Origin of the sequence: Xanthomonas boreopolis, from assembly GCF_046529185.1 — a bacterium.
GTDB lineage: Bacteria > Pseudomonadota > Gammaproteobacteria > Xanthomonadales > Xanthomonadaceae > Pseudomonas_S > Pseudomonas_S boreopolis.
Window position 1 is genome coordinate 3087942 of record NZ_CP097162.1, and the last position, 18513, is coordinate 3106454.

At 70.3% G+C, this 18513-nt stretch carries 19 protein-coding genes; 11 read left to right on the forward strand and 8 right to left on the reverse strand.

From position 1 onward, the window contains the following. The 4 genes from M3M27_RS13895 to M3M27_RS13910 all read right to left on the reverse strand — a co-directional run bounded on the left by M3M27_RS13895 (position 1) and on the right by M3M27_RS13910 (position 2924). Positions 1-1359: a virulence factor gene (locus M3M27_RS13895; RefSeq protein WP_434025993.1), complete on the reverse strand. Its 1359-nt coding sequence runs from the start codon at positions 1357-1359 to the stop codon at positions 1-3. Between the two features lie 31 nt (positions 1360-1390). After that, complete coding sequence (locus M3M27_RS13900) at positions 1391-1573, reverse strand: oxidoreductase-like domain-containing protein (RefSeq protein ID WP_140722232.1); 183 nt, start codon at positions 1571-1573, stop codon at positions 1391-1393. A 106-nt stretch (positions 1574-1679) separates the two neighbouring features. Continuing rightward, positions 1680-2285 carry an HD domain-containing protein gene (locus M3M27_RS13905; protein ID WP_434025994.1) on the reverse strand — a complete coding sequence of 202 codons (606 nt, stop codon included), beginning with the start codon at positions 2283-2285 and terminating at the stop codon, positions 1680-1682. Between the two features lie 39 nt (positions 2286-2324). Next, the gene (locus M3M27_RS13910; RefSeq protein WP_434025995.1) at positions 2325-2924 is read right to left on the reverse strand and encodes a 2'-5' RNA ligase family protein; all 600 of its coding nucleotides are present in this window, start codon (positions 2922-2924) and stop codon (positions 2325-2327) included. A 134-nt stretch (positions 2925-3058) separates the two neighbouring features. Between M3M27_RS13910 and M3M27_RS13915 the strand changes: the two genes are divergently transcribed. Then, positions 3059-4168: a tetratricopeptide repeat protein gene (locus tag M3M27_RS13915; RefSeq protein WP_434025996.1), complete on the forward strand. Its 1110-nt coding sequence runs from the start codon at positions 3059-3061 to the stop codon at positions 4166-4168. Positions 4169-4198: 30 nt separating this feature from the next. Here M3M27_RS13915 and M3M27_RS13920 read toward each other — a convergent pair whose 3' ends face one another. Next, the gene (locus tag M3M27_RS13920; protein WP_140722241.1) at positions 4199-4960 is read right to left on the reverse strand and encodes an SDR family NAD(P)-dependent oxidoreductase; all 762 of its coding nucleotides are present in this window, start codon (positions 4958-4960) and stop codon (positions 4199-4201) included. A gap of 105 nt (positions 4961-5065) precedes the next feature. Between M3M27_RS13920 and M3M27_RS13925 the strand changes: the two genes are divergently transcribed. Together M3M27_RS13925 and M3M27_RS13930 are read left to right on the forward strand one after the other, a co-directional pair. Next, positions 5066-5968: a LysR family transcriptional regulator gene (locus M3M27_RS13925; RefSeq protein ID WP_434025997.1), complete on the forward strand. Its 903-nt coding sequence runs from the start codon at positions 5066-5068 to the stop codon at positions 5966-5968. 83 nt (positions 5969-6051) lie between these two features. Continuing rightward, positions 6052-7101: a L,D-transpeptidase gene (locus M3M27_RS13930; RefSeq protein WP_434025998.1), complete on the forward strand. Its 1050-nt coding sequence runs from the start codon at positions 6052-6054 to the stop codon at positions 7099-7101. 15 nt (positions 7102-7116) lie between these two features. On the opposite strand, the gene M3M27_RS13935 is transcribed toward M3M27_RS13930, so the two are convergent. After that, complete coding sequence (locus M3M27_RS13935) at positions 7117-7476, reverse strand: zinc ribbon domain-containing protein YjdM (protein ID WP_434025999.1); 360 nt, start codon at positions 7474-7476, stop codon at positions 7117-7119. A gap of 88 nt (positions 7477-7564) precedes the next feature. Here M3M27_RS13935 and M3M27_RS13940 point away from each other — a divergent pair, with 88 nt between their 5' ends. The 4 genes from M3M27_RS13940 (at position 7565) to M3M27_RS13955 (ending at position 11459) form a co-directional block, all read left to right on the forward strand. Then, complete coding sequence (locus M3M27_RS13940; RefSeq protein WP_434026000.1) at positions 7565-8524, forward strand: cation diffusion facilitator family transporter; 960 nt, start codon at positions 7565-7567, stop codon at positions 8522-8524. A gap of 230 nt (positions 8525-8754) precedes the next feature. Next, positions 8755-8937, forward strand: a complete 183-nt coding sequence (locus M3M27_RS13945) for a hypothetical protein (RefSeq protein WP_140722257.1) — start codon at positions 8755-8757, stop codon at positions 8935-8937. Positions 8938-9121: 184 nt separating this feature from the next. Further along, on the forward strand, positions 9122-10813 hold the full coding sequence (locus M3M27_RS13950; RefSeq protein ID WP_434026001.1) for an AMP-binding protein: 1692 nt from the start codon (positions 9122-9124) through the stop codon (positions 10811-10813). A 79-nt stretch (positions 10814-10892) separates the two neighbouring features. Continuing rightward, positions 10893-11459: a mechanosensitive ion channel family protein gene (locus tag M3M27_RS13955; protein WP_140724174.1), complete on the forward strand. Its 567-nt coding sequence runs from the start codon at positions 10893-10895 to the stop codon at positions 11457-11459. A 116-nt stretch (positions 11460-11575) separates the two neighbouring features. Here the strand turns inward: M3M27_RS13955 and M3M27_RS13960 are convergent, their stop codons facing one another. Beyond that, positions 11576-11842 carry a DksA/TraR family C4-type zinc finger protein gene (locus M3M27_RS13960; RefSeq protein ID WP_140722263.1) on the reverse strand — a complete coding sequence of 89 codons (267 nt, stop codon included), beginning with the start codon at positions 11840-11842 and terminating at the stop codon, positions 11576-11578. Positions 11843-12172: 330 nt separating this feature from the next. On the opposite strand from M3M27_RS13960, the gene M3M27_RS13965 reads away from it, so the two are divergent. Then, a complete protein-coding gene (locus tag M3M27_RS13965) occupies positions 12173-13273 on the forward strand; it encodes a Glu/Leu/Phe/Val dehydrogenase dimerization domain-containing protein (protein WP_140722266.1) in 1101 nt (366 codons plus the stop codon). Positions 13274-13368: 95 nt separating this feature from the next. On the opposite strand, the gene M3M27_RS13970 is transcribed toward M3M27_RS13965, so the two are convergent. Continuing rightward, complete coding sequence (locus M3M27_RS13970) at positions 13369-16185, reverse strand: S8 family serine peptidase (RefSeq protein WP_434026002.1); 2817 nt, start codon at positions 16183-16185, stop codon at positions 13369-13371. A gap of 152 nt (positions 16186-16337) precedes the next feature. Here M3M27_RS13970 and M3M27_RS13975 point away from each other — a divergent pair, with 152 nt between their 5' ends. The 3 genes from M3M27_RS13975 to M3M27_RS13985 all read left to right on the forward strand — a co-directional run bounded on the left by M3M27_RS13975 (position 16338) and on the right by M3M27_RS13985 (position 18468). Then, positions 16338-17513: a thiolase family protein gene (locus M3M27_RS13975; RefSeq protein ID WP_434026003.1), complete on the forward strand. Its 1176-nt coding sequence runs from the start codon at positions 16338-16340 to the stop codon at positions 17511-17513. 122 nt (positions 17514-17635) lie between these two features. Then, complete coding sequence (locus M3M27_RS13980) at positions 17636-17977, forward strand: hypothetical protein (RefSeq protein WP_140722275.1); 342 nt, start codon at positions 17636-17638, stop codon at positions 17975-17977. A gap of 158 nt (positions 17978-18135) precedes the next feature. Beyond that, positions 18136-18468 carry a hypothetical protein gene (locus M3M27_RS13985; RefSeq protein ID WP_140722278.1) on the forward strand — a complete coding sequence of 111 codons (333 nt, stop codon included), beginning with the start codon at positions 18136-18138 and terminating at the stop codon, positions 18466-18468. The last annotated feature ends 45 nt before the right edge of the window (positions 18469-18513 follow it).

Below are 18513 nucleotides of genomic sequence, written 5' to 3' on the forward strand. Positions count from 1 at the left end.
TCAGGGCGCGGTGTCGTGCAATTGCTGCAGGATCGTCTTCGCCAGCGTCTCGTAGTCGCCTTCGAAGTGGTGGTCGCCCGGCAGGCCGACGCGGCGGCTCTGCTTGGGCAGCGACGGGCACAGCGCGTCGTCGTCGTCCACCCCGTAGATGCACACGGTGCGCTGCACCGGCAGCCTGGCCATCTCCGGCGCGATCGGCAGGCCGTCGTCGTCGCTGGATATCCAGTTGCTGACGTGGAACTCGTAGTCGGCGAACTTGCCGATCGACAGCAGCGCCGCCATGCGCATCTGCGCGAGCGTGGCCGGCGGCAGGTGGTTGATCGCGGCCGGGAGCACGTCCGCACCCTGCGAGAACCCGATCAGCACCACGCGCGAGCGCTTCCAGCGCTGCGCATAGAACCGCACGATGCGATCCAGGTCGTCGGCGAAGCCTTGCGGGGTGCGCTCCTGCCAGAAGTAGCGCAGCGAGTCCACGCCGACGACGGGGATGCCGGCCTGCGCCAGCGCGCCGGCCACTTCCTTGTCCAGGCCGGCCCAACCGCCGTCGCCGGAAACGAAGACCGCGAAGGTATCGCCCTGCCCGTCGGCGGCGGACGGCACTTCCACGATCGGCAATCCCTCGAGGTCGGCCGGCGGCGGCGGCAGGCTGACGCCCTTCTGCGCCCCCAGCGAGCGGATCGCGGCCCGCAGCCCCGGCAGCAGGTCGCCGCTGGCGCTGCGCTTGAGCAGGCGCGCCTGCGGGATGCCCTTGATGAAGTCCGGCACCGGGACCGCATCGCCCTGCTTGCCCTGCGACGATGCCGCCAGCCACGGCACCGGCAGGCGCGTGGCCTTCAGCGCGCCGGCCTTGCCCACGCCGTCGCCGCAGATCGCCTTGGGCGGGACCGAGGCCGGGCGCAGCCCGTCGGTCAGCACGCCCGCCAGTACGTTCGCCGGCGCCTGCGCGGCCACGGCGTAGACCAGCGCCGAACCCTCGCCATCGCCGACCAGCAGCGGCAGCCGGTAGGTCGGCACGTGATAGAACGCCTGCACGTAGCGCGAGAAGTTCTCCACGTCGCCCGACGAGAACGCGCAATCGCCGCCGTCCTTGTCGAGCACCCTGTACAGGTGCGCGGTGTCCACCATCGCTACCATCGCGCCATCGGCGCGCAGCGCCTCGGCCTGGGCCTGCCGGCGCGCGCCGTCGCCGATGCCGCCGAACCAGATCACCATCCGTTGCGGCTCGCCCGCCGGCTGCAGCACCGGTACCTGCTCGAAGCGTCCATGCGTGACCGTCTCGGGCCCGGCCGCCGCGGCGCCCATCGACACCGCCAGCACGCCCGCGCCACACAGCGACTTCCACAGTTCAAGCCTTCGCATCATCGATTCCTGGAATGAGGGCGTGTCCGCATCAGGCATCCGCACCGGGATGCCGCTCGAGCCAGCGTGCCAGCGCCTGCCGGTACTCGGCCAGTTGTTCCTCGTACAGATCGTAGACGCACAACGGGCAACCGCTTCCGCAGCACTCGTTGTCCGCCGGCCGCTCCGGAGGCTGCGGTCGCGGATCGAGCGGGTCGTCGGGAAGATCGGTCATCGGTACGGCGGGCAGCGCTGCGTGGGACACCCGCCATTGTAGGGCCGGCCACGTAGCCGAAACGTCGCCGGGCGCCCGGTCGATCGTCGCGCACGGCTGCGGCGCCTCAGCCGCCGGTGGCGCGGCGCAGGTTGGCGCGGGCGCGTGCGTCGTAGCGCTCATGGAAGAACCCGCTCAGGAATATCCGCGGCAACGCCAGCAGCCCGCGCAGGAAGCGCTTGCGCTCGTGCCGGAACAGCAGCCCGGGCACGTGCCCGCGATACTCCTCGGCGATGCCCCGGTCGTAGGCGTCGAAGACCGCTTCCGGGGCGGCCAGGATGGCCATGTCGCAATCGAGGAACAACGCGGTTTCCTCGTCCACGTCCTGCGGCTGCAGCTGGCCATGGCGGGCGGTGAGCAGGATCAGCCGTTCGATGCGGTCCAGGTCGTAGCCGGCATGCGGCCACCAGCGCGCGATCCATTCCCGCGCCATCGCCGCGGACTGGCGCTCGTTGTCCGAGCGCCCCGGGCGGTAGACCGCGTCGTGGAACAGGATCGCCAGCCAGACCTCGCACGGATGCCGCCAGCCGGGTCCGGCCTGCACCTCGTCGAAGTGCCGCCAGAGCGCGCGGACGTGCCCGAAGTTGTGGTACGCCCGCGGCGGGGTGGCATAGGCCTGTTCGATGGCCTGCCACTGGGCCGGATCGAGCGCGACGGGCGGGGAATGGTCCATGCGCGCAGCCTAAGCGCGGCGCGCCGTTCGCGCCACCGCTCACGCGAGCGGCCAGCGTCCTTCCAGCTGGTAGCGGGTCTGCCCCAGGAAACTGCGGATCAGCACGAACTCGCGCGCGCGCCACTGCACCGGCTCGACACGCCGCAGCGGCAGCGCCGTGTCGGTGTAGAGCAGGGTCATGTGCGGCGTGAACGCGGTATCGCCGGCGATGCCCTGTTCGGCCATCCGCCGCGCCAGCGTGCGCTGCAGCTGGAACAGGCCTTTCACGCCTTCCTCGCCGCGCAGCACGCAGGGCATCTGCCGGCGCCGGCCGCCGAACGTCCCCACCCGGTCGAAGCGCACGTCGAAAGCCTCCATCCTCAGCCGCTCCGCGGCCGCGCGTGCGCGCGCCAGCAAGGACGGCGGCAGTCCGGCGTAGTCGCCCAGGTGATGCAGGGTGACGTGCAACCGCGCTTCCGCCAGGGGCTTGCCGGACAGGTTTTCCTGCCCGACCAGATCGCGGGCCAGGCGGCCGGCCGCGGCCGCCGTCTCCGCGTCCGGCATCACCGCGAAGAACAGCCGCTCGCTCGGCTTCTCCTCGCCCAACCCGAGCGACAGCTGCGCGTCGGCCGAGGAGAGATAGAGGAATGGCCGGGTCATCGACATGGCTACCTGCTTGCCAGCAGCGTCTTGCGGGGGCGCGGATACTAGCAAAGCCCGGCCGGCGCCGGCATGCGCCACCGGCCCGCCGCAGGAGTAGACTGCCGGCACGCCCTGCTGCGCGGAGGTGTCGGATGATCAGCCTGGCCTCGTTCGTGCTCGCCACCGCCCTCGCGGTCGCGCCCGCACCGGAATCCCCGCCGTCCTCGCCGCCGCCGCCACCGGCGGTGGACACCTTGATGGCGATCCCGCCGGAGCTGCGGCACATGCTGCAACAGCGCGTGATGCGCCGCAGCCCGCCCAACTCGGAGGAACGCCTGCAGCGGCTGGTCGACCTGCTGTTCTCGCAGGACGGCCTGGGCCTGCAGTACGGCGCGAGCGACACGCACAGCGTCGCCGAGAGCTTCGCCACCCGGCGAGTCAACTGCCTGTCCTTCACGATGCTGTTCCTCGCGCTGGCGCGCGAGGCCGGGCTGAGCGCGCGCCCGCAGGAAGTCGGCCAGGTGCTCAGCTGGTACGAACAGGGCGGCATCGGCTACAACTACGGCCACATCAATGCGCAGGTCCGGATGAACGCCCAGGTCGCCACGATCGACCTGGACAGCAACATCCTGATGGACCGGCGCGGGCCGCGCGTGATCTCCGACCTGCGGCTGTTCGCCCACTACTACAACAACCGCGGCGCCGAACTGATCTCGGACGGCCGGTTCGCGCAGGCCCGCCCCTACTTCGAGCAGGCATTGCGCATCGACCCCAAGCTGGCCGATGCCTGGAACAACCTGGGCGTGCTCAACGCCCACGAGAATGCGCTGGACGCCGCCGCGGCCGACTACGCGCAAGCACTGGCGCTGGACGCGCGGCACGCGGCCTCCATCTCCAACGCGCTCAACGTGTATCGCAGGCTCGGCGACACCCAGCGCGCCGCGCAGATGCTGGCGCGCCTGCAGCAGGTGCAGGCGCGCGACCCGTTCCACCAGTACGTGCTCGGCACCGAGGCCGAGCGCCAGGGCGACTACGCCACCGCGTCGCGCTACTACGCCAAGGCGATCCGTCTCTACCCTAATGCGCACCAGTTCCATTTCGGGCTGGCGCGGGTGGCCTTCCTGACCGGCGACGGCAGGCTCGCCGACCGCGAGCTGCGCCTGGCGCACACCCTGGCGCCGGCCAGCGAACAACAGCGCTACCAGGCCAAGCTCGACAGCCTGCGCCGCTGGTCGCGCTCGTCCGCCAGCCTGCGCCCGTGACGGCGCCGGCCGGCGGCCGCAAGCGTTCCCTCAGACGAACATCCCGCCCGAGGCCTCCACGCGCTGCGCGTTGATCCAGCCGCTCTGCGGCGCGAGCAATGCCGCCACCACCGGGCCGATGTCGTCGGGCAGGCCGGCGCGGCCGAGCGCGGTGACCGAAGCCACCATGGCGTTGACCTGCGGGTTGTCGCGCACGGCGCCATCGCGGAAATCGGTCTCGATCGCCCCGGGCGCCAGCGTGTTGACGCTGATGCGGCGTTCGCCGAGTTCCCTGGCCAGGTAGCGGGTGAAGACCTCGATGCCGCCCTTCATCATCGCGTAGGCCGAATAGCCCGGCAGCGAGAAGCGGGTCAGCCCGCTGGACAGGTTGAGGATGCGCCCGCCGTCGGCGATCAGCGGCAGCAGCGCCTGGGTCAGGAAGTACGGCCCTTTCAGGTGCACGCGCACCAGTGCGTCGAACTGGTCCTGCGTGGTCCTGGCGATCGGCGCGTCCAGGCCGATGCCGGCGTTGTTGACCAGCGCATCCAGGCGCTCGCGCCTCCAGCCGGCGAGCACGCCGCGCACCGCATCGGCGAACGCGGGAAAGCCGTCGGCATCGGACACGTCCAGCGGCAATGCCGCCGCCAGGCGTCCTTCGGCCTCGATCCGGCGGACGACCTCGGCCGCCTCGTCGGCATGGCTGCGGTAGGTCAGGATCACGTCGCTGCCGGAGGCGGCGACGGCCAGGGCGGCATTGCGGCCCAGGCCGCGGTTGCCGCCGGTGATCAAGGTGGTGCGGGGCGAAACGTTCATGGCACGGGTCCTGTCGGAAGAAACGATGGGGCCCACGTTATTGCCGTTGTGGCGACGCATAAACCGCTCCAGAATGATTTCATCGTTCGCGCATCGAGAACAATCATGGACACGCTGGACCTCCTCCGCAGCTTCCTGCGGGTCGCGGAACTGGGTTCGTTCACCCGCGCGGCCGATTCGCTGGGCCTGCCGAAGGCCAGCGTCTCCACCGCGGTGCAACGGCTGGAAGCGCGCCTGGGCACGCAGCTCCTGCACCGCACCACCCGGCGCGTGCGGCTGACCGCCGACGGCGAGACGTTCTACCCGCGCGCCCGCGAACAGCTCGACGAGATGGAAGAGCTGCACGGCATGTTCCAGCAGGGCGATGCGCCATTGCGCGGCCGGCTGCGGGTCGACATGCCCACCGGCATGGCGCGGTTGCTGATGCCGCAGTTGCCCGGCTTCCTGGCGAAGCATCCACGGCTGGAGATCGAGCTCAGCGGCACCGACCGGCGCGTGGACGTGGTGCGCGAGGGTTTCGACTGCGTGCTGCGCGTGGGCGCCCTGGACGACAACACGCTGATCGCGCGTCCGCTCGGCGCGCTGCGGATCGTCAACTGCGCCAGCCCCGCCTACGTGGCCGCGCACGGCATGCCGCGCGGGCCCGACGACCTCGCCGCCGCGCACATTCTCGTGCACTACGTCGGCACGCTCGGCCAGCGCCCGCCCGGCTTCGAGTACCACGACGGCCAAGGCTATCGCTGGCTGCCGATGGCCGGCCCCGTCACCGTCAACAACGGCGACGCCTACGTCCAGGCCGCGCTGGCCGGCCTGGGCATCATCCAGGTGCCGGTGCACGGGGTGCGCCCCCTGCTCGAGTCCGGCGCGCTGGTCGAAGTGGCGCCGCATCTTTCCGCCGAGCCCATGCCGGTCACCCTGCTCTACGCGCAGCGCCGACGATTGCCCCGCCGCGTCTCGCTCTTCATGGACTGGCTGGCCGACAGGGTGCGCCCGCACCTGCAGCCGTGATCTTCGCGCGAGGCCGCTTCGCACTCATCCCAAAGTACATGGCACGCTCTAAGATCGCCCGGTCCCTCGCCCCGGAGCCTTCCATGCGCCGACTGCTGTACACCACTGCGCTGCTGGCCGTCCTGCAGGCCGCGCCGGCCACGGGCGCCGTACCGTTCTGGGGCGCCAGGACGTCCAGCCCGATCGGCACGCCGGCGGCGGACCTCGAGCCGGGCGAATGGTACTGGGGCGGATTGAGCAAGGGCTGGGGACCGATGGCGGTGATCGTCAGCCTCACCGAGCAGCGCGCGTATGCCTATCGCAACGGCATCCTGATCGGCATCAGCACGGTCAGCACCGGCAAGCCGGGGCACGAGACGCCGACCGGGGTGTTCACCATCCTGCAGAAGGACAAGGACCATCGCTCCAACCTCTACAACAGCGCGCCGATGCCCTACCAGCAGCGCCTGACCTGGGACGGCGTGGCCCTGCATGCCGGCGGCTTGCCCGGCTACCCCGAATCGCATGGCTGCGTGCACCTGCCGTCCGAGTTCGCGCGGTTGCTGTTCGAGAACTCCAACATGGGCATGGTGGTGGTGATCTCGAAGGCCGGCGTGAGCCCGGACGCGCTGGTGCATCCGCAGCCGCTCAGCCCGATCGATCCCGGCACCGGCGCCGACGTGCCGATGCAGCCGCTCGCCAGCGGCGAGACCTACAGCTGGCATCCGGAATCCTCGGCGCAGGGCCCGATCTCGATGGTGCTGAGCGATGCCGACCAGCAACTGGTGGTGTACCGCAACGGCGTCGAGATCGGCCGCGCGCGGGCCAGGGTGCACGACCTGCCGCCCGACTTCGGCACCCAGGTCTACCTGGCCGGGCAAGGCTTCCTGCCCGGCACGCTGCCCGGCCTGCCGGACGTACGCATGCCGAACTGGCTGCACGTCGCGGTCAACGGCGATGCCACGTCCGGCGAGACCGTCGCCGCCCAGACCATCGGCAAGGTGGAAGTGCCGCCCGATTTCCTCCGCCAGCTCGTGCCGCAGATCATGCCGGGCGCGGCGCTGGTGGTGACGACCCAGTCGGTGATGGCCTCGACCACCGGGCGCGCGCAGCAGGTCATCGATGCCGATCCGCCGGAGCAGGCGGCGAACTGAGCCGCCTGGCGGCGTTCAGGCCTTGCGCAGGAAGACGGTCTTCAGCACCAGGCCCTTGATCCTGTCCGAGTTGCCTTCGATGTGCCCGGCATCGTCCTCGACCAGGCGGATGTTGCGGATCACCGTGCCCTGCTTGAGCGGGATCGAGGAACCCTTGACCTTCAGGTCCTTGATGACGGTGACGGTGTCGCCGGCCGACAGCACGTTGCCGTTGCAATCGCGCACCACCAACGCCTCCGCCTGCGCCTCCTCCGCGGGCCATTCGAACCCGCAATCGGCGCAGGCCCACTGCCCGCCGTCGACGTAGGTGTTTTCCAGGGTGCATTGCGGGCAGGCGGGCATGGCAGGCGTTCCAGGACGCGGAAGGGCCGCCATTGTAGTGGCAAGGCGCGCGCGCCGGCTCACGTGGACCGCACGCGGCTGGCGCGATAGTGCCCCTCCACGCACGCATCGACCTGCACGCATGGCCAGCAACAGTGGTTCGAAATGGGTGGTCTACGTGGCGCTGGCGGGCAATCTCGCCATCGCCGTGGCCAAGTTCGTCGCCGCCGGCATCTCCGGCAGCTCGGCGATGCTGAGCGAGGGCGTGCATTCGCTGGTCGACACCGCCAACGAACTGCTGCTGCTCTACGGCCTGCACCGCGCCGCGCGCCCCGCCGACCGGACGCATCCGTTCGGCTACGGGCGCGAGCTGTACTTCTGGAGCTTCATCGTCGCGCTGCTGGTATTCGCGATGGGCGCCGGCGTGTCGATGTACGAAGGCGTGATGCACGTCCGCGAGCCGGAGCCGGCCACCGACCATGCGCTGGCCTACGCGGTGCTCGGCGTGTCGGTCCTGTTCGAGGGGACCTCCTGGTGGGTGGCGCTGCGCGAATTCCGCGCCCACAAGGGCCGGCTGGGCTACTTCGAGGCATTCCGCCAGAGCAAGGACCCGAGCACGTTCACCGTGCTGCTCGAGGACAGCGCCGCCCTGCTCGGCCTGTTCATGGCCCTCGCCGGCCTGCTCCTGTCGCAGTGGCTGCAGATGCCGGTCTTCGACGGCATCGCTTCGATCGGCATCTCGCTGGTGCTCGGCTTCACCGCTTTCCTGCTGGCGCGCGAGACCAAGGGCCTGCTGATCGGCGAGCCCGCGCACCCGCACGTCGCCGAATCGCTGCTGGCCATCGCCGGCCAGGACCGCGACGTGCACGCCGCCAACGGCGTGCTGACGCTGCAGATGGGCCCCAACCAGGTCGTGGCCGCGCTCAGCGCCGAGTTCGAGGACGCGCTGGCCACGCCGCAGATCGAGGCCTGCGTCACCCGCATCGAGACCGCCGCGAGGCAGCGGCATCCCGAGCTCACCGCGCTGTTCGTCAAGCCGCAGACGCCGGAGACCTGGCGGCGCCGGCGGCAGGCCCTGGACCGGGGCGAGCAGCCCCCCTGAGCGCGCGAACACCGATTTAACGTTTGCCGGCGTCCCTTGAGCTAAACTATTGTCACGTAAGGCTTTCATCGACGCCCCCTCGCTTCCGCCGTCTGCCTGCGACTGTCTCGACCCGAGGGGTTCCGCCGGCAATACCCGCTCCACGGCACTGCGTCCCTCACCGCCTTTCCAGAACGCCCCCGCCGCCGGCGGGCGGTCTCGATCACCTTCAAGACAGCACAGGAGCCACCATGGCACGTCCAGCCAAGTCCAAGACCCAGCCGATCATTGCCCGCAACGAAGGCAAGGGGCAGCCGCTGACCCGCGAACGCATCGCCGCCGACCTGGCCGCGTTCCGCAAGGCCGGTGGCCGGATCGAAGTGCTCAAGACCCACTTCGGCCAGGCCCGCAACGACGCCGACAAGGCCGACTGAGCCGTTCGACGCGCCCGACCCGGAGGCCGCCCCGTGCAGACGCGGGCGGCCTTCGCGTATCCGGGCCTCCGATCCGCGCATGAAGCGGCGCTTCCGGAACCGGGTCCCGGGTTTCCGCCGCGCATCGCCACGGGCGCAACGGCCTGTGGTCCAATCGGGACGATTCGATCCCGAACCGCCCCCCATGCCCGACCCCGCCCCCACGCCCGCGCCCAGCCACGTCCTCGGTTCCGACCGGATACCGCTGCTCGGGGAAACCGTCGGCGCGCTGCTCGAACGCATCGCGCGGCGCTGGCCGGACCGGCCCGCGCTCGTGGTTCCGCCGCAGCGGGTCAGGCTCGACTACGCAGGCTTCGACGCGGCCGTGACCCGGCTCGCCGCCGGCCTGCTGCAACTCGGCCTGGAACCGGGCGACCGCATCGGCATCTGGTCGCTCAACCGCGCCGAGTGGGTGCTGATGCAGTTCGCGACCGCGCGCGCCGGGCTGATCCTGGTCAACATCAATCCCGCCTATCGCAGCCACGAACTGGAGTACGCGCTGACCCGGGCGGACTGCAAGGCGCTGGTGCTCGCACGCCGCTTCAAGACCTCCGACTACCCGGCGACGCTGCGCGAGCTCGCGCCCGAACTCGACCGCAGCGCGCCGGGCCGGCTGCAGGCGGCGCGCCTGCCGGCGCTGCGCCACGTGATCGTCCTCGGCGACGAGGACGCCCTGCCCGGCACCTGGCGCTTCAACGACATCGCCAATTGCCGCGACCGGCATGCGCAGGCCCGCGTGCGGGCACTGCAGGCGTCGCTGTCGCCGGACGACGCGATCAACATCCAGTTCACCTCCGGCACCACCGGCTCGCCCAAGGGCGCCACGCTCAGCCATCGCAACATCGTCAACAACGGCTTCTTCATCGGCGAAAGCATGCGCCTGACCGAGCACGACCGCCTGTGCATCCCGGTGCCCTTCTATCACTGCTTCGGCATGGTGCTCGGCAACCTCGCCTGCGTCACCCACGGCAGCTGCATGGTGGTGCCGGGCGAGGGCTTCGACCCGCTCGCGACCCTGCAGACCGTGCAGGACGAGCGCTGCACCGGCCTGCACGGCGTGCCGACCATGTTCATCGCCGAACTCGAGCATCCGCGCTTCGGCGAGTTCGACCTGTCCTCGCTGCGCACCGGCATCATGGCCGGTTCGCCCTGCCCGGTCGAAGTGATGAAGAAGGTCGTCGGGCAGATGCACATGGACCAGGTCACGATCGCCTACGGCATGACCGAGACCAGCCCGGTGAGCTTCCAGACCACGCCCGACGATCCGCTGGAACGGCGCGTCGACTCGGTCGGCCGCGTGCACCCGCACGTGGAAGTCCGCGTCGTCGATGGCGACGGCAACGTCGTGCCGCGCGGGCAGACCGGCGAACTGCACACGCGCGGCTACTCGGTGATGAAGGGCTACTGGAACGATCCCGCGCGCACCGCCGAGGTGCTCGACGCCGACGGCTGGATGCACACCGGCGACCTGGCGACGATCGACGAGGACGGTTATTGCCGCATCGTCGGCCGGCTCAAGGACATGCTGATCCGCGGCGGCGAGAACATCTATCCGCGCGAGATCGAGGAGTTCCTCTACGCCCATCCCGCGATCGCCGACGTGCAGGTGTTCGGCGTGCCCGACCCCAGGTTCGGCGAAGAGGTCTGCGCCTGGATCCGGCTTGCCGAAGGCTGCGAGCTGACCGCCGAGGAAGTACGCGACTACTGCCGCGCGCGCATCGCCCACTACAAGGTGCCGCGCTACGTGGAGTTCGTGGACGGCTTCCCGATGACGATCACCGGCAAGGTGCAGAAATACCTCATGCGCGACGAGATGGCGCGGCGGCTCGGATTCTGAGGATGCGGGCGGGACGCTTTAGAATCGACGCCCCTTCCCGCTCCTGCCCCCGATGCCCAGCCTGCACCCGCCCCTTGCGATGATCCGGGACCTGTTGCCGCAGTGGAACCGCCAGGTTCTCGACATCGCCGTCCCGGCGCTGGAGGTCGTCGTCATCCTCGCCGTCGCCGTGCTGACGCGCGCGATCCTGCGCGGCCTGATGCGGCGGGTCGGCAAGCGCTACCACGTGCCTGCCGAGATGATGATCGGGCTGCGCCGGGTCGGCAGCTTCGTGATCTCGGTGGCGGCGCTGCTGGCGATCCTGCGCGTGTTCGGCGTATCCGGGGCCGTGCTGTGGACCGCCTTCACCGGCTTCGCCGCGGTCGGCGCGGTGGCGTTCTTCGCCGCATGGAGCGTGCTGTCCAACATCTTCTGCACGTTCCTGATCGTCACCACCCGTCCCTTCCGCCTGCACGACCACATCGAGCTGCTGGAGAACGGCGAGAAGCCGGGACTGAAGGGCAAGGTGATCGACATCAACGTGATCTACACCACCCTGCAGGAAACGGACGAAGCGCGCGGCAACACCGTGCTGCAGATCCCCAACAGCCTGTTCTTCCAGCGCACCACGCGGCGCTGGCGCGAGGGCGGCTACGACAACGGCTGACGCGGCCTCGCATGGATGGCGTCGGCGGAGCCTTCGCCCAATGCATCGCATGCCGCCACGTTCCGCTGCACGGCACGCCGGGCGCCGCCGCGGTCCGGGCGGCCGGCAAGCGGCCGTCAGCGCAACTGGCTGTCCTTGCTGCCGCGGCGGTTGTAACCGCTGTGGTCCCGCTCGTCCTCGTCGTGCGCCTGCTGGCAATCCACGCACAGCCGCACGCCGGGCACCGCCTTGCGCCGCGCCTCCGGGATCGCGGCGCCGCACTCCTCGCAATGCGTCAGCCCCGGCCCGCTCGGCAGCCGGCTGCGGGCGCGCTTGACCGCATCGTCGACGGTCGCCTCGATCTGGTCGTGCACCGCGCCATCGCCTGCCCATCCGGTCGCCATTGCCTTCTCCCGATTGCCACTTCGACAAGATGGCCGCGGCAACCGGCGTTTCCAAGCCCGCGCCATCAGTCGCACGACATGGTGAGATGGATGCTGCAACGCACATCGCCGGGACGATTGCTTTAGAATGCGCCCACGCGACGCTCAGGACCTGCTCCAGACCCGTCGCTTTTTTGTTTTTGCGTGACGGTCCGCGCCTCCACATGGCAGCGCGGGATGCGGACCGACCGCAGTGGCCCGCGCCTTCACGTGCGGGGTAAAAATCTAATGCCAGGCACAGTTCCCGGTCGTTCCAGCGCATTGCCGGGCGACCCCCACGGAGCCCTACCGATGCTTTTCGAAACCCTCGACACCACCGGCCACGAACAAGTCGTGTTCTGCCACAACCGCGACGCCGGACTGAAGGCCATCATCGCCTTGCACAGCACGCGGCTCGGGCCGGCGCTCGGTGGCGTGCGCATGCGTCCGTACCCCAACAGCGAGGCCGCCATCAACGACGCCCTGCGCCTGAGCCGCACGATGACCTACAAGAACGCGCTGGCCGGGCTGAACGTCGGCGGCGGCAAGGCGGTGATCATCGGCGACCCGAAGGCGGACAAGAGCGAGGTGCTGTTCCGGGCGTTCGGGCGTTTCGTCGAATCGCTGGGCGGGCGCTACATCACCTCCGAGGACGTCGGCACCGACGTCAACGACATGGAACAGATCTACCTGGAGACCGGCTACGTCACCGGCGTGCACCAGGTCCACGGCGGCTCCGGCGATCCCGCGCCGTTCACCGCCTACGGCGCGCTGCAGGCGCTGATGGCGACGCTGAACCGCAAGCTCGGCCACGAGGAAGTGGGCAGGACCCGCATCGCGATCCAGGGCCTGGGCCATATCGGGATGGAACTGGTCAAGCTGCTGAAGGAGCGCGGCGCCAAGCTGTTCGTGGCCGACCTGGACAGCCGCCTGGTCGACCGCGCCGTAAGCGAATACGGCGCCGAGGCGGTCAGCCCCGACGCGATCTACGAAGTCGAGGCCGACGTGTTCGCGCCCTGCGCGCTGGAAGGCGCGATCAACGAGGACACCCTGCCGCGCCTGAAGGCCGGCATCATCTGCGGCACCGCGAACAACCAGCTCTCCAGCGAAGCGATCGGCGCGGAACTGCACCGCCGCGGCGTGCTGTACGCGCCGGACTACGTGGTCAACGCCGGCGGCGTGATGAACGTGTCGCTCGAGATCGACGGCTACAATCGCGAGCGCGCGATGCGGCTGATCCGCAGCATCTACCACAACCTCGGCAAGGTCTTCGATCTGTCCGAGCGCGAGGACATCCCGCCGCAGCAGGCGGCCGACCGCATCGCCGAAGCCCGCATCGAGACGATCAGCCGGCTCAAGCTGCCGCTGGGACGGACCTCGCCGCGCTTCACCGGCAAGCTGCGCGGGGAGTGACCGCGACGCCCTGCATGGCGCGGCGCCGCTGAAGGCACCCAGCCGACGCCCCCGCGCGGGCGGGACGCAGCAGCGTCCCGGCAACGCCGTCCCCGTCAGAAGCCGAGCAGATAGCGCAGCCCGAACGCGCGGTCCTCGCCGCGCGCGCCGAAGCGCTGGTCGTAGCCCAGGCCCAGCGCTCCGAGGCGGCCCAGCGGCGCCTGCACCGAGAACCCGAACAGGCCGCCCGAACGGCCCGGCTGCAGATCGGCGAGCGTGCCCCACGCATCGGCGCCCACGAACCCGACCTGGCGCGACAGGCCGTTACTGGCCAACGCCTGCTGCCATTCCGCATACGCGCCCAGCGCGAGGCCGCGCCAGCGGTACTCGCCGCGCAATCCCGCCAGTACCTGCGTGCGATCGGCCGTGTCGGCATCCGCGCGCAGGCCGAAGCCTTCGCCTCCCTGCTCGCTGAAGCCATCGCTGTCGATGCGCACGTGATCGGCGCCCAGGTACGGCGCCAATACCAGGCCGGCGCGCTGCCAGCGATAACCCGCCTCCAGGCTCGCGGAAAAGAAACGCGCGCCGTAGTCCACCGAGGTCTCCGCGCGGGCCTGGCCGAACTGCAGCTCGCGGGCGATCTGGCGGTGCACCTGGCCGCTTCCTACCTGGCCCAGCGCGTAGAGGTGATCGCCGCGCCGGCCCCAGTACGCCTGCGCCTGGACCTGCCGGTTGCGATCGCGCGAGGACGGCAGCGTCGCGTCGCTCATCCGCGCTTCGCCGAACGCGAAACCCGCCACGCCGCCGTCGCCCTGCATGAAGTCGTGCCCGACCATCCATCCCGCCAGCGCGCCGCCGATCCCGGCGAAACTGCCCTGGCCGGTACCGCCGAGCGCCTGGCGCCATGTCCCGCCGTGCGTGCCGCCGGACCATGCCACCGCCCCGAAATGCTGCGACAGCGCGCGCCGCCCCAGGTCCACGGCGTCGAACGTCGCCGTCATCGCTTCCGCGTGCGCCTGCCCGGACAGGCTCTGCAACGAAGCCAGCGCCTGCTTCGCGTCGGCCGATTGCTGCAACGCCGCCGCACTTCGGACGAAATCGCCGCCGACCGGCCCTGCCCCCTGCTGTTGCGCATCGATCTGCCGGAAGGCCTGCTCCACGCGCGTCGCCGAGGCCAGCGACGCCGCGGTGATGCCGGGCAGCGCCGCCGCCGCCGTCGCCACGTCCAACCGCTGCAAGGTGATGTAGGCCGTATTGGCGTCGTACGCCAGCGTGCCCTGGCCGACGAAGACGCCCGGCCCCCAGGTCAACCGCGCGAACGTACCGCTCAGGCCGGCGTCGGCCCGCAACACGGCGTAGGCGGTGTTGAGGCTCACGTAGCCGCGCTTGCCGAGCACCTGCAGTTCGCCGGCGATGCTCGCGCTGCCGGAGGCACGGAGCCAGTCGCCCACGTTCAATGCCAGTCTCGCGTCGGCGGCCTGCACGTAGTTGCCGGACACGCCCAGCGTGCCCTCGCCGAGCTGCAGCGTGCCGGCGTTGTCGACGCTGCCGCCGATGCGGTAGCTGGCGCTCAGCGTCGCGCCGTCGGCGATGCTGGCCGCGCCTCCCAGGCTGGCGCTCTGCAGCGTCCCCTCGAGCACCTGGGTACGTCCCTCGAAGGTATTCAGCGTGCTGGCGAGCACCAGCGTGCCGGTGCCGCGCTTGACCAGCCCGCCGCCGCCGCTGATCGGATTGGACCAGGTCGACGTCCCGTCGAACGACACCGAGACATCGCCCCAGTCGAACTTCGCCGGCCCCAGTACCGCCCTGCCGACGTCGAGCAGGCCATAGCCGAACACCGGGTCCACGCCCGGCGCGCCCAGGTCCGTGGCCGTACCGAGCAGCGTCTGCCGCACCAGGTCGTTGTTGAAATACGGGAACGCCTGCCACACCAGCGCGGCGGCGCCCGAAACCAACGGCGCCGCGAACGAGGTGCCGCTGCCGTACCAGTACGAAATGCTGCCCGCGGTATCGTCGTGGCCGGTGAACATCGAGGTTCCCGGCGCCACCAGGCAATACCGCATCGCCACGCCGCAGGCGTTGGAATAGTCCGCCAATCGGGACGGATTGGCGGTATCCAGCGCGGCGACCGCCAGCCAGCCGCGCTCCAGGTCGGCCGCGGGGCGGGTGCCGTTGGGGCCGGGCTGGCTCGGCAGCGCCGCCATGTCGGACGGGGCGGACCTGCCGTCGTTGCCGGCCGCGAACACGACCAAGCCATCGTTGGCGAAGATGAAGTTGCGGTACTCGTTGGCGATCGGGGCCGTGGCGCTCGGGTTGGTCCAGTACAGGCCCGCCCACGAGTTGTTCATGATCCTCACGCCGGCCGCGACCAGGTCGTCGTGGACCGCCTGCAGCCCGAGCGCGCCGTTGACTTCGTTGCCTTCGCCGGAGCCGTCGTCCTCGGGCTCCTTGTCGTTGATGATGCGCGCCGACACGATCTGCGCACCGGGCGCGATGCCGCCGGGCCAGTTGCCGACCGGGGCGCCGGCGGCGAGCTGGGCGACCGTCGTGCCGTGCCCGACCACGTCGTCCACGCGCAGGTTGTTCGCCGACGGGTCCACGTAGGTGTAGTTCGCCACCACCCGCCCCTGCAGCGCGGGATGATTGCGGTTCACGCCGGTATCGACCACGCCGATGCGGTAGCCCGCGCCGGTGTAGCCGAGATCGTGCGCGGGCCGGGTATCGGTCAACGCCAGGTGCGCGTCGACCGCCGGCTGCGGCGTGCTCGGCGGCGGCGTCGTGGGTGGAGGCGTCGTCGGAGGCGGCGCCGGTGGAGGCGATGCCGGCGGCGGCTCCGGGCGCACCGAGCCCCCGCCTCCGCCCCCTCCGCAGCCCACCAGGACCAGCGCCAACGCCGAAGCCAGCAAGGTCCTGGCCGCACGCACCTCGTTCATCGCGATCTCCCCGATTCAATCCATTGAGTCGCGGACCCATGGCCGTCCGCGCAAAGCGCATCTATACGGCATCGCGCGCCGCTTGTCGCCGGTCTGGCAAGCCGGACGCCGCGCCCCGATAATCGGGAGATATTTCAAAACGGTATTCGTCCATGTCAGAGATCGTCATCGCCGCGGCCAAGCGCACCGCGATCGGTTCCTTCCTGGGTCAGTTCAACGGCGTCCCGACGCCGACCTTGGGCGCCGCCGTGATCCAGGCCGTGCTCGAACAGTCCGGCGTGCCGGGCGCGGATGTCTCCGAAGTGATCATGGGCTGCGTGCTGCCGGCCAACCTCGGCCAGGCGCCCGCGCGCCAGGCCGCGATCGCCGCCGGCATCCCGGTATCGGTCGGCGCCCTGACCATCAACAAGGTCTGCGGTTCGGGCATGAAGGCGATCATGCTCGGCCACGACCTGATCAAGGCCGGCTCGGCCAGCATCGTGGTCGCCGGCGGCATGGAGTCGATGAGCAACGCGCCGCACCTGCTGCCGAACTCGCGCACCGGCAACCGCTACGGCAACTTCCAGGCGGTCGACCACATGGCCTGGGACGGCCTCACCAACCCGTACGACGGCCTGGCCATGGGCGTGTTCGGCGAGAAGGCCGCCGAGAAGTTCGGCTTCACCCGCGAGCAGCAGGACGCCTATGCGATCGAGTCGGTCAAGCGCGCGCAGGCGGCGCAGTCCTCCGGCGCGTTCGACGACGAGATCGTTCCGGTCAAGGTCGCCGCCCGCAAGGGCGAGGTGCAGGTCGCCACCGACGAGCAACCGGGCAAGTCCGACATCGCCAGGATCCCCGCCCTCAAGCCGGCCTTCAAGAAGGACGGCACGGTCACCGCCGCCAGTTCGTCCAGCATTTCCGACGGCGCGGCCGCGACGCTGCTGCTGAGCGCCGAGGAAGCCGCCAGGCGCGGCATCGCGCCGCTCGCGCGCATCGTCGGCCACGCCACGTTCTCGCAGCAGCCGGAGTGGTTCACGACGGCACCGGTCGCGGCGATCGACAAGCTGGCCAGGCAGGTCGGCTGGTCGCTGGACGAGGTGGACCTGTTCGAGATCAACGAGGCCTTCGCGGTGGTCGCGATGGCGCCGATCAAGGAGCTGGGCCTCCCGCACGCCAAGGTCAACGTCAACGGCGGCGCCTGCGCGCTGGGCCACCCGATCGGCGCCAGCGGCGCGCGCCTGGTCGTGACGCTGGTGAATGCGTTGCGCAAGCGCGGTGGCAAGCGCGGAATCGCCACCCTCTGCATCGGCGGCGGGGAAGCGACGGCGATCGCCATCGAATTGATTTGACAAGGATTAATACCACCCTTTCAAACCTGAATGCGGGTGCCCTTGACACCCGTCTTGGGGTTGTCATCATGTTGGGGGCGCGCATTCGCGCGTTGCCTAACTAACGACGAGGATTGAGACAAATGAGCATCAACAAGCTGCTGATCGCGGGCGCCCTGGCTCTGGCCCTGGCTGCGTGCTCGAAGCCGGAACAGGCTCAGGACGCCGCTGCTTCGGCCAACCAGGCCGCTGCCGACGCCCAGGCCGCTGCCGACCAGGCTGCTGCCGCCGGCGCCCAGACCGCCGACGCTGCCCAGGCTGCCGCCGACACCGCCGCCACCGCTGCTGACACCGCCGCCGACGCCGCTGCTGCCGCCACCGGCGCTGCGACCGACGCTGCCGCCGGCCAGGCTGCTGACGCTGCCAAGGCTGCCGAAGGCACCGCCGAGCAGGCCAAGGACGCTGCCGAAGAAGCCAAGAAGTAATCACTTCTTCGCACTTCGCGAGTTCGGGAAAGCCGCTGGTCTCCAGCGGCTTTCTTTTTGCGCGTTGGCTGGCCATCAACGCGGCGCCGGCCGGCCTTGACGCCGGCTAGATCGACGGCCGCCTAGGCTGTCCCTGCCTTCATCCAACGGAGACAGCCATGAATGCGTTTCGCACCTTCCTCGCGGGTTCGCTGGTGGTGTTCGGCCTGGCCGCATGCAAGGGACCGGATGCCGAGCAGGCCAAGCGCGATGCCGCGTCCGCGGCCGAGCACGCCGCGGCGGCCACCCAGCAGGCGGCCAGCGATGCCGCGGACAAAGCCAAGGCCATGACGGCCGAATCGCGCGAGGCGCTGGGCCAGGCGGCCCAGGACGCCAAGGCCGCCGCCGCCGACGCCAGCCGCGCCACCGCCGAGGCGGCCGATGCCACCGCCGACAAGGCGCACGAGCTTGCCGACAAGGCCGAGCGCAGCGCGGACGAACAGAAGAACTGAAGACCGGCCCGGCCGACGCCGTGCCTGGCTCGCCAGGACGCGGCG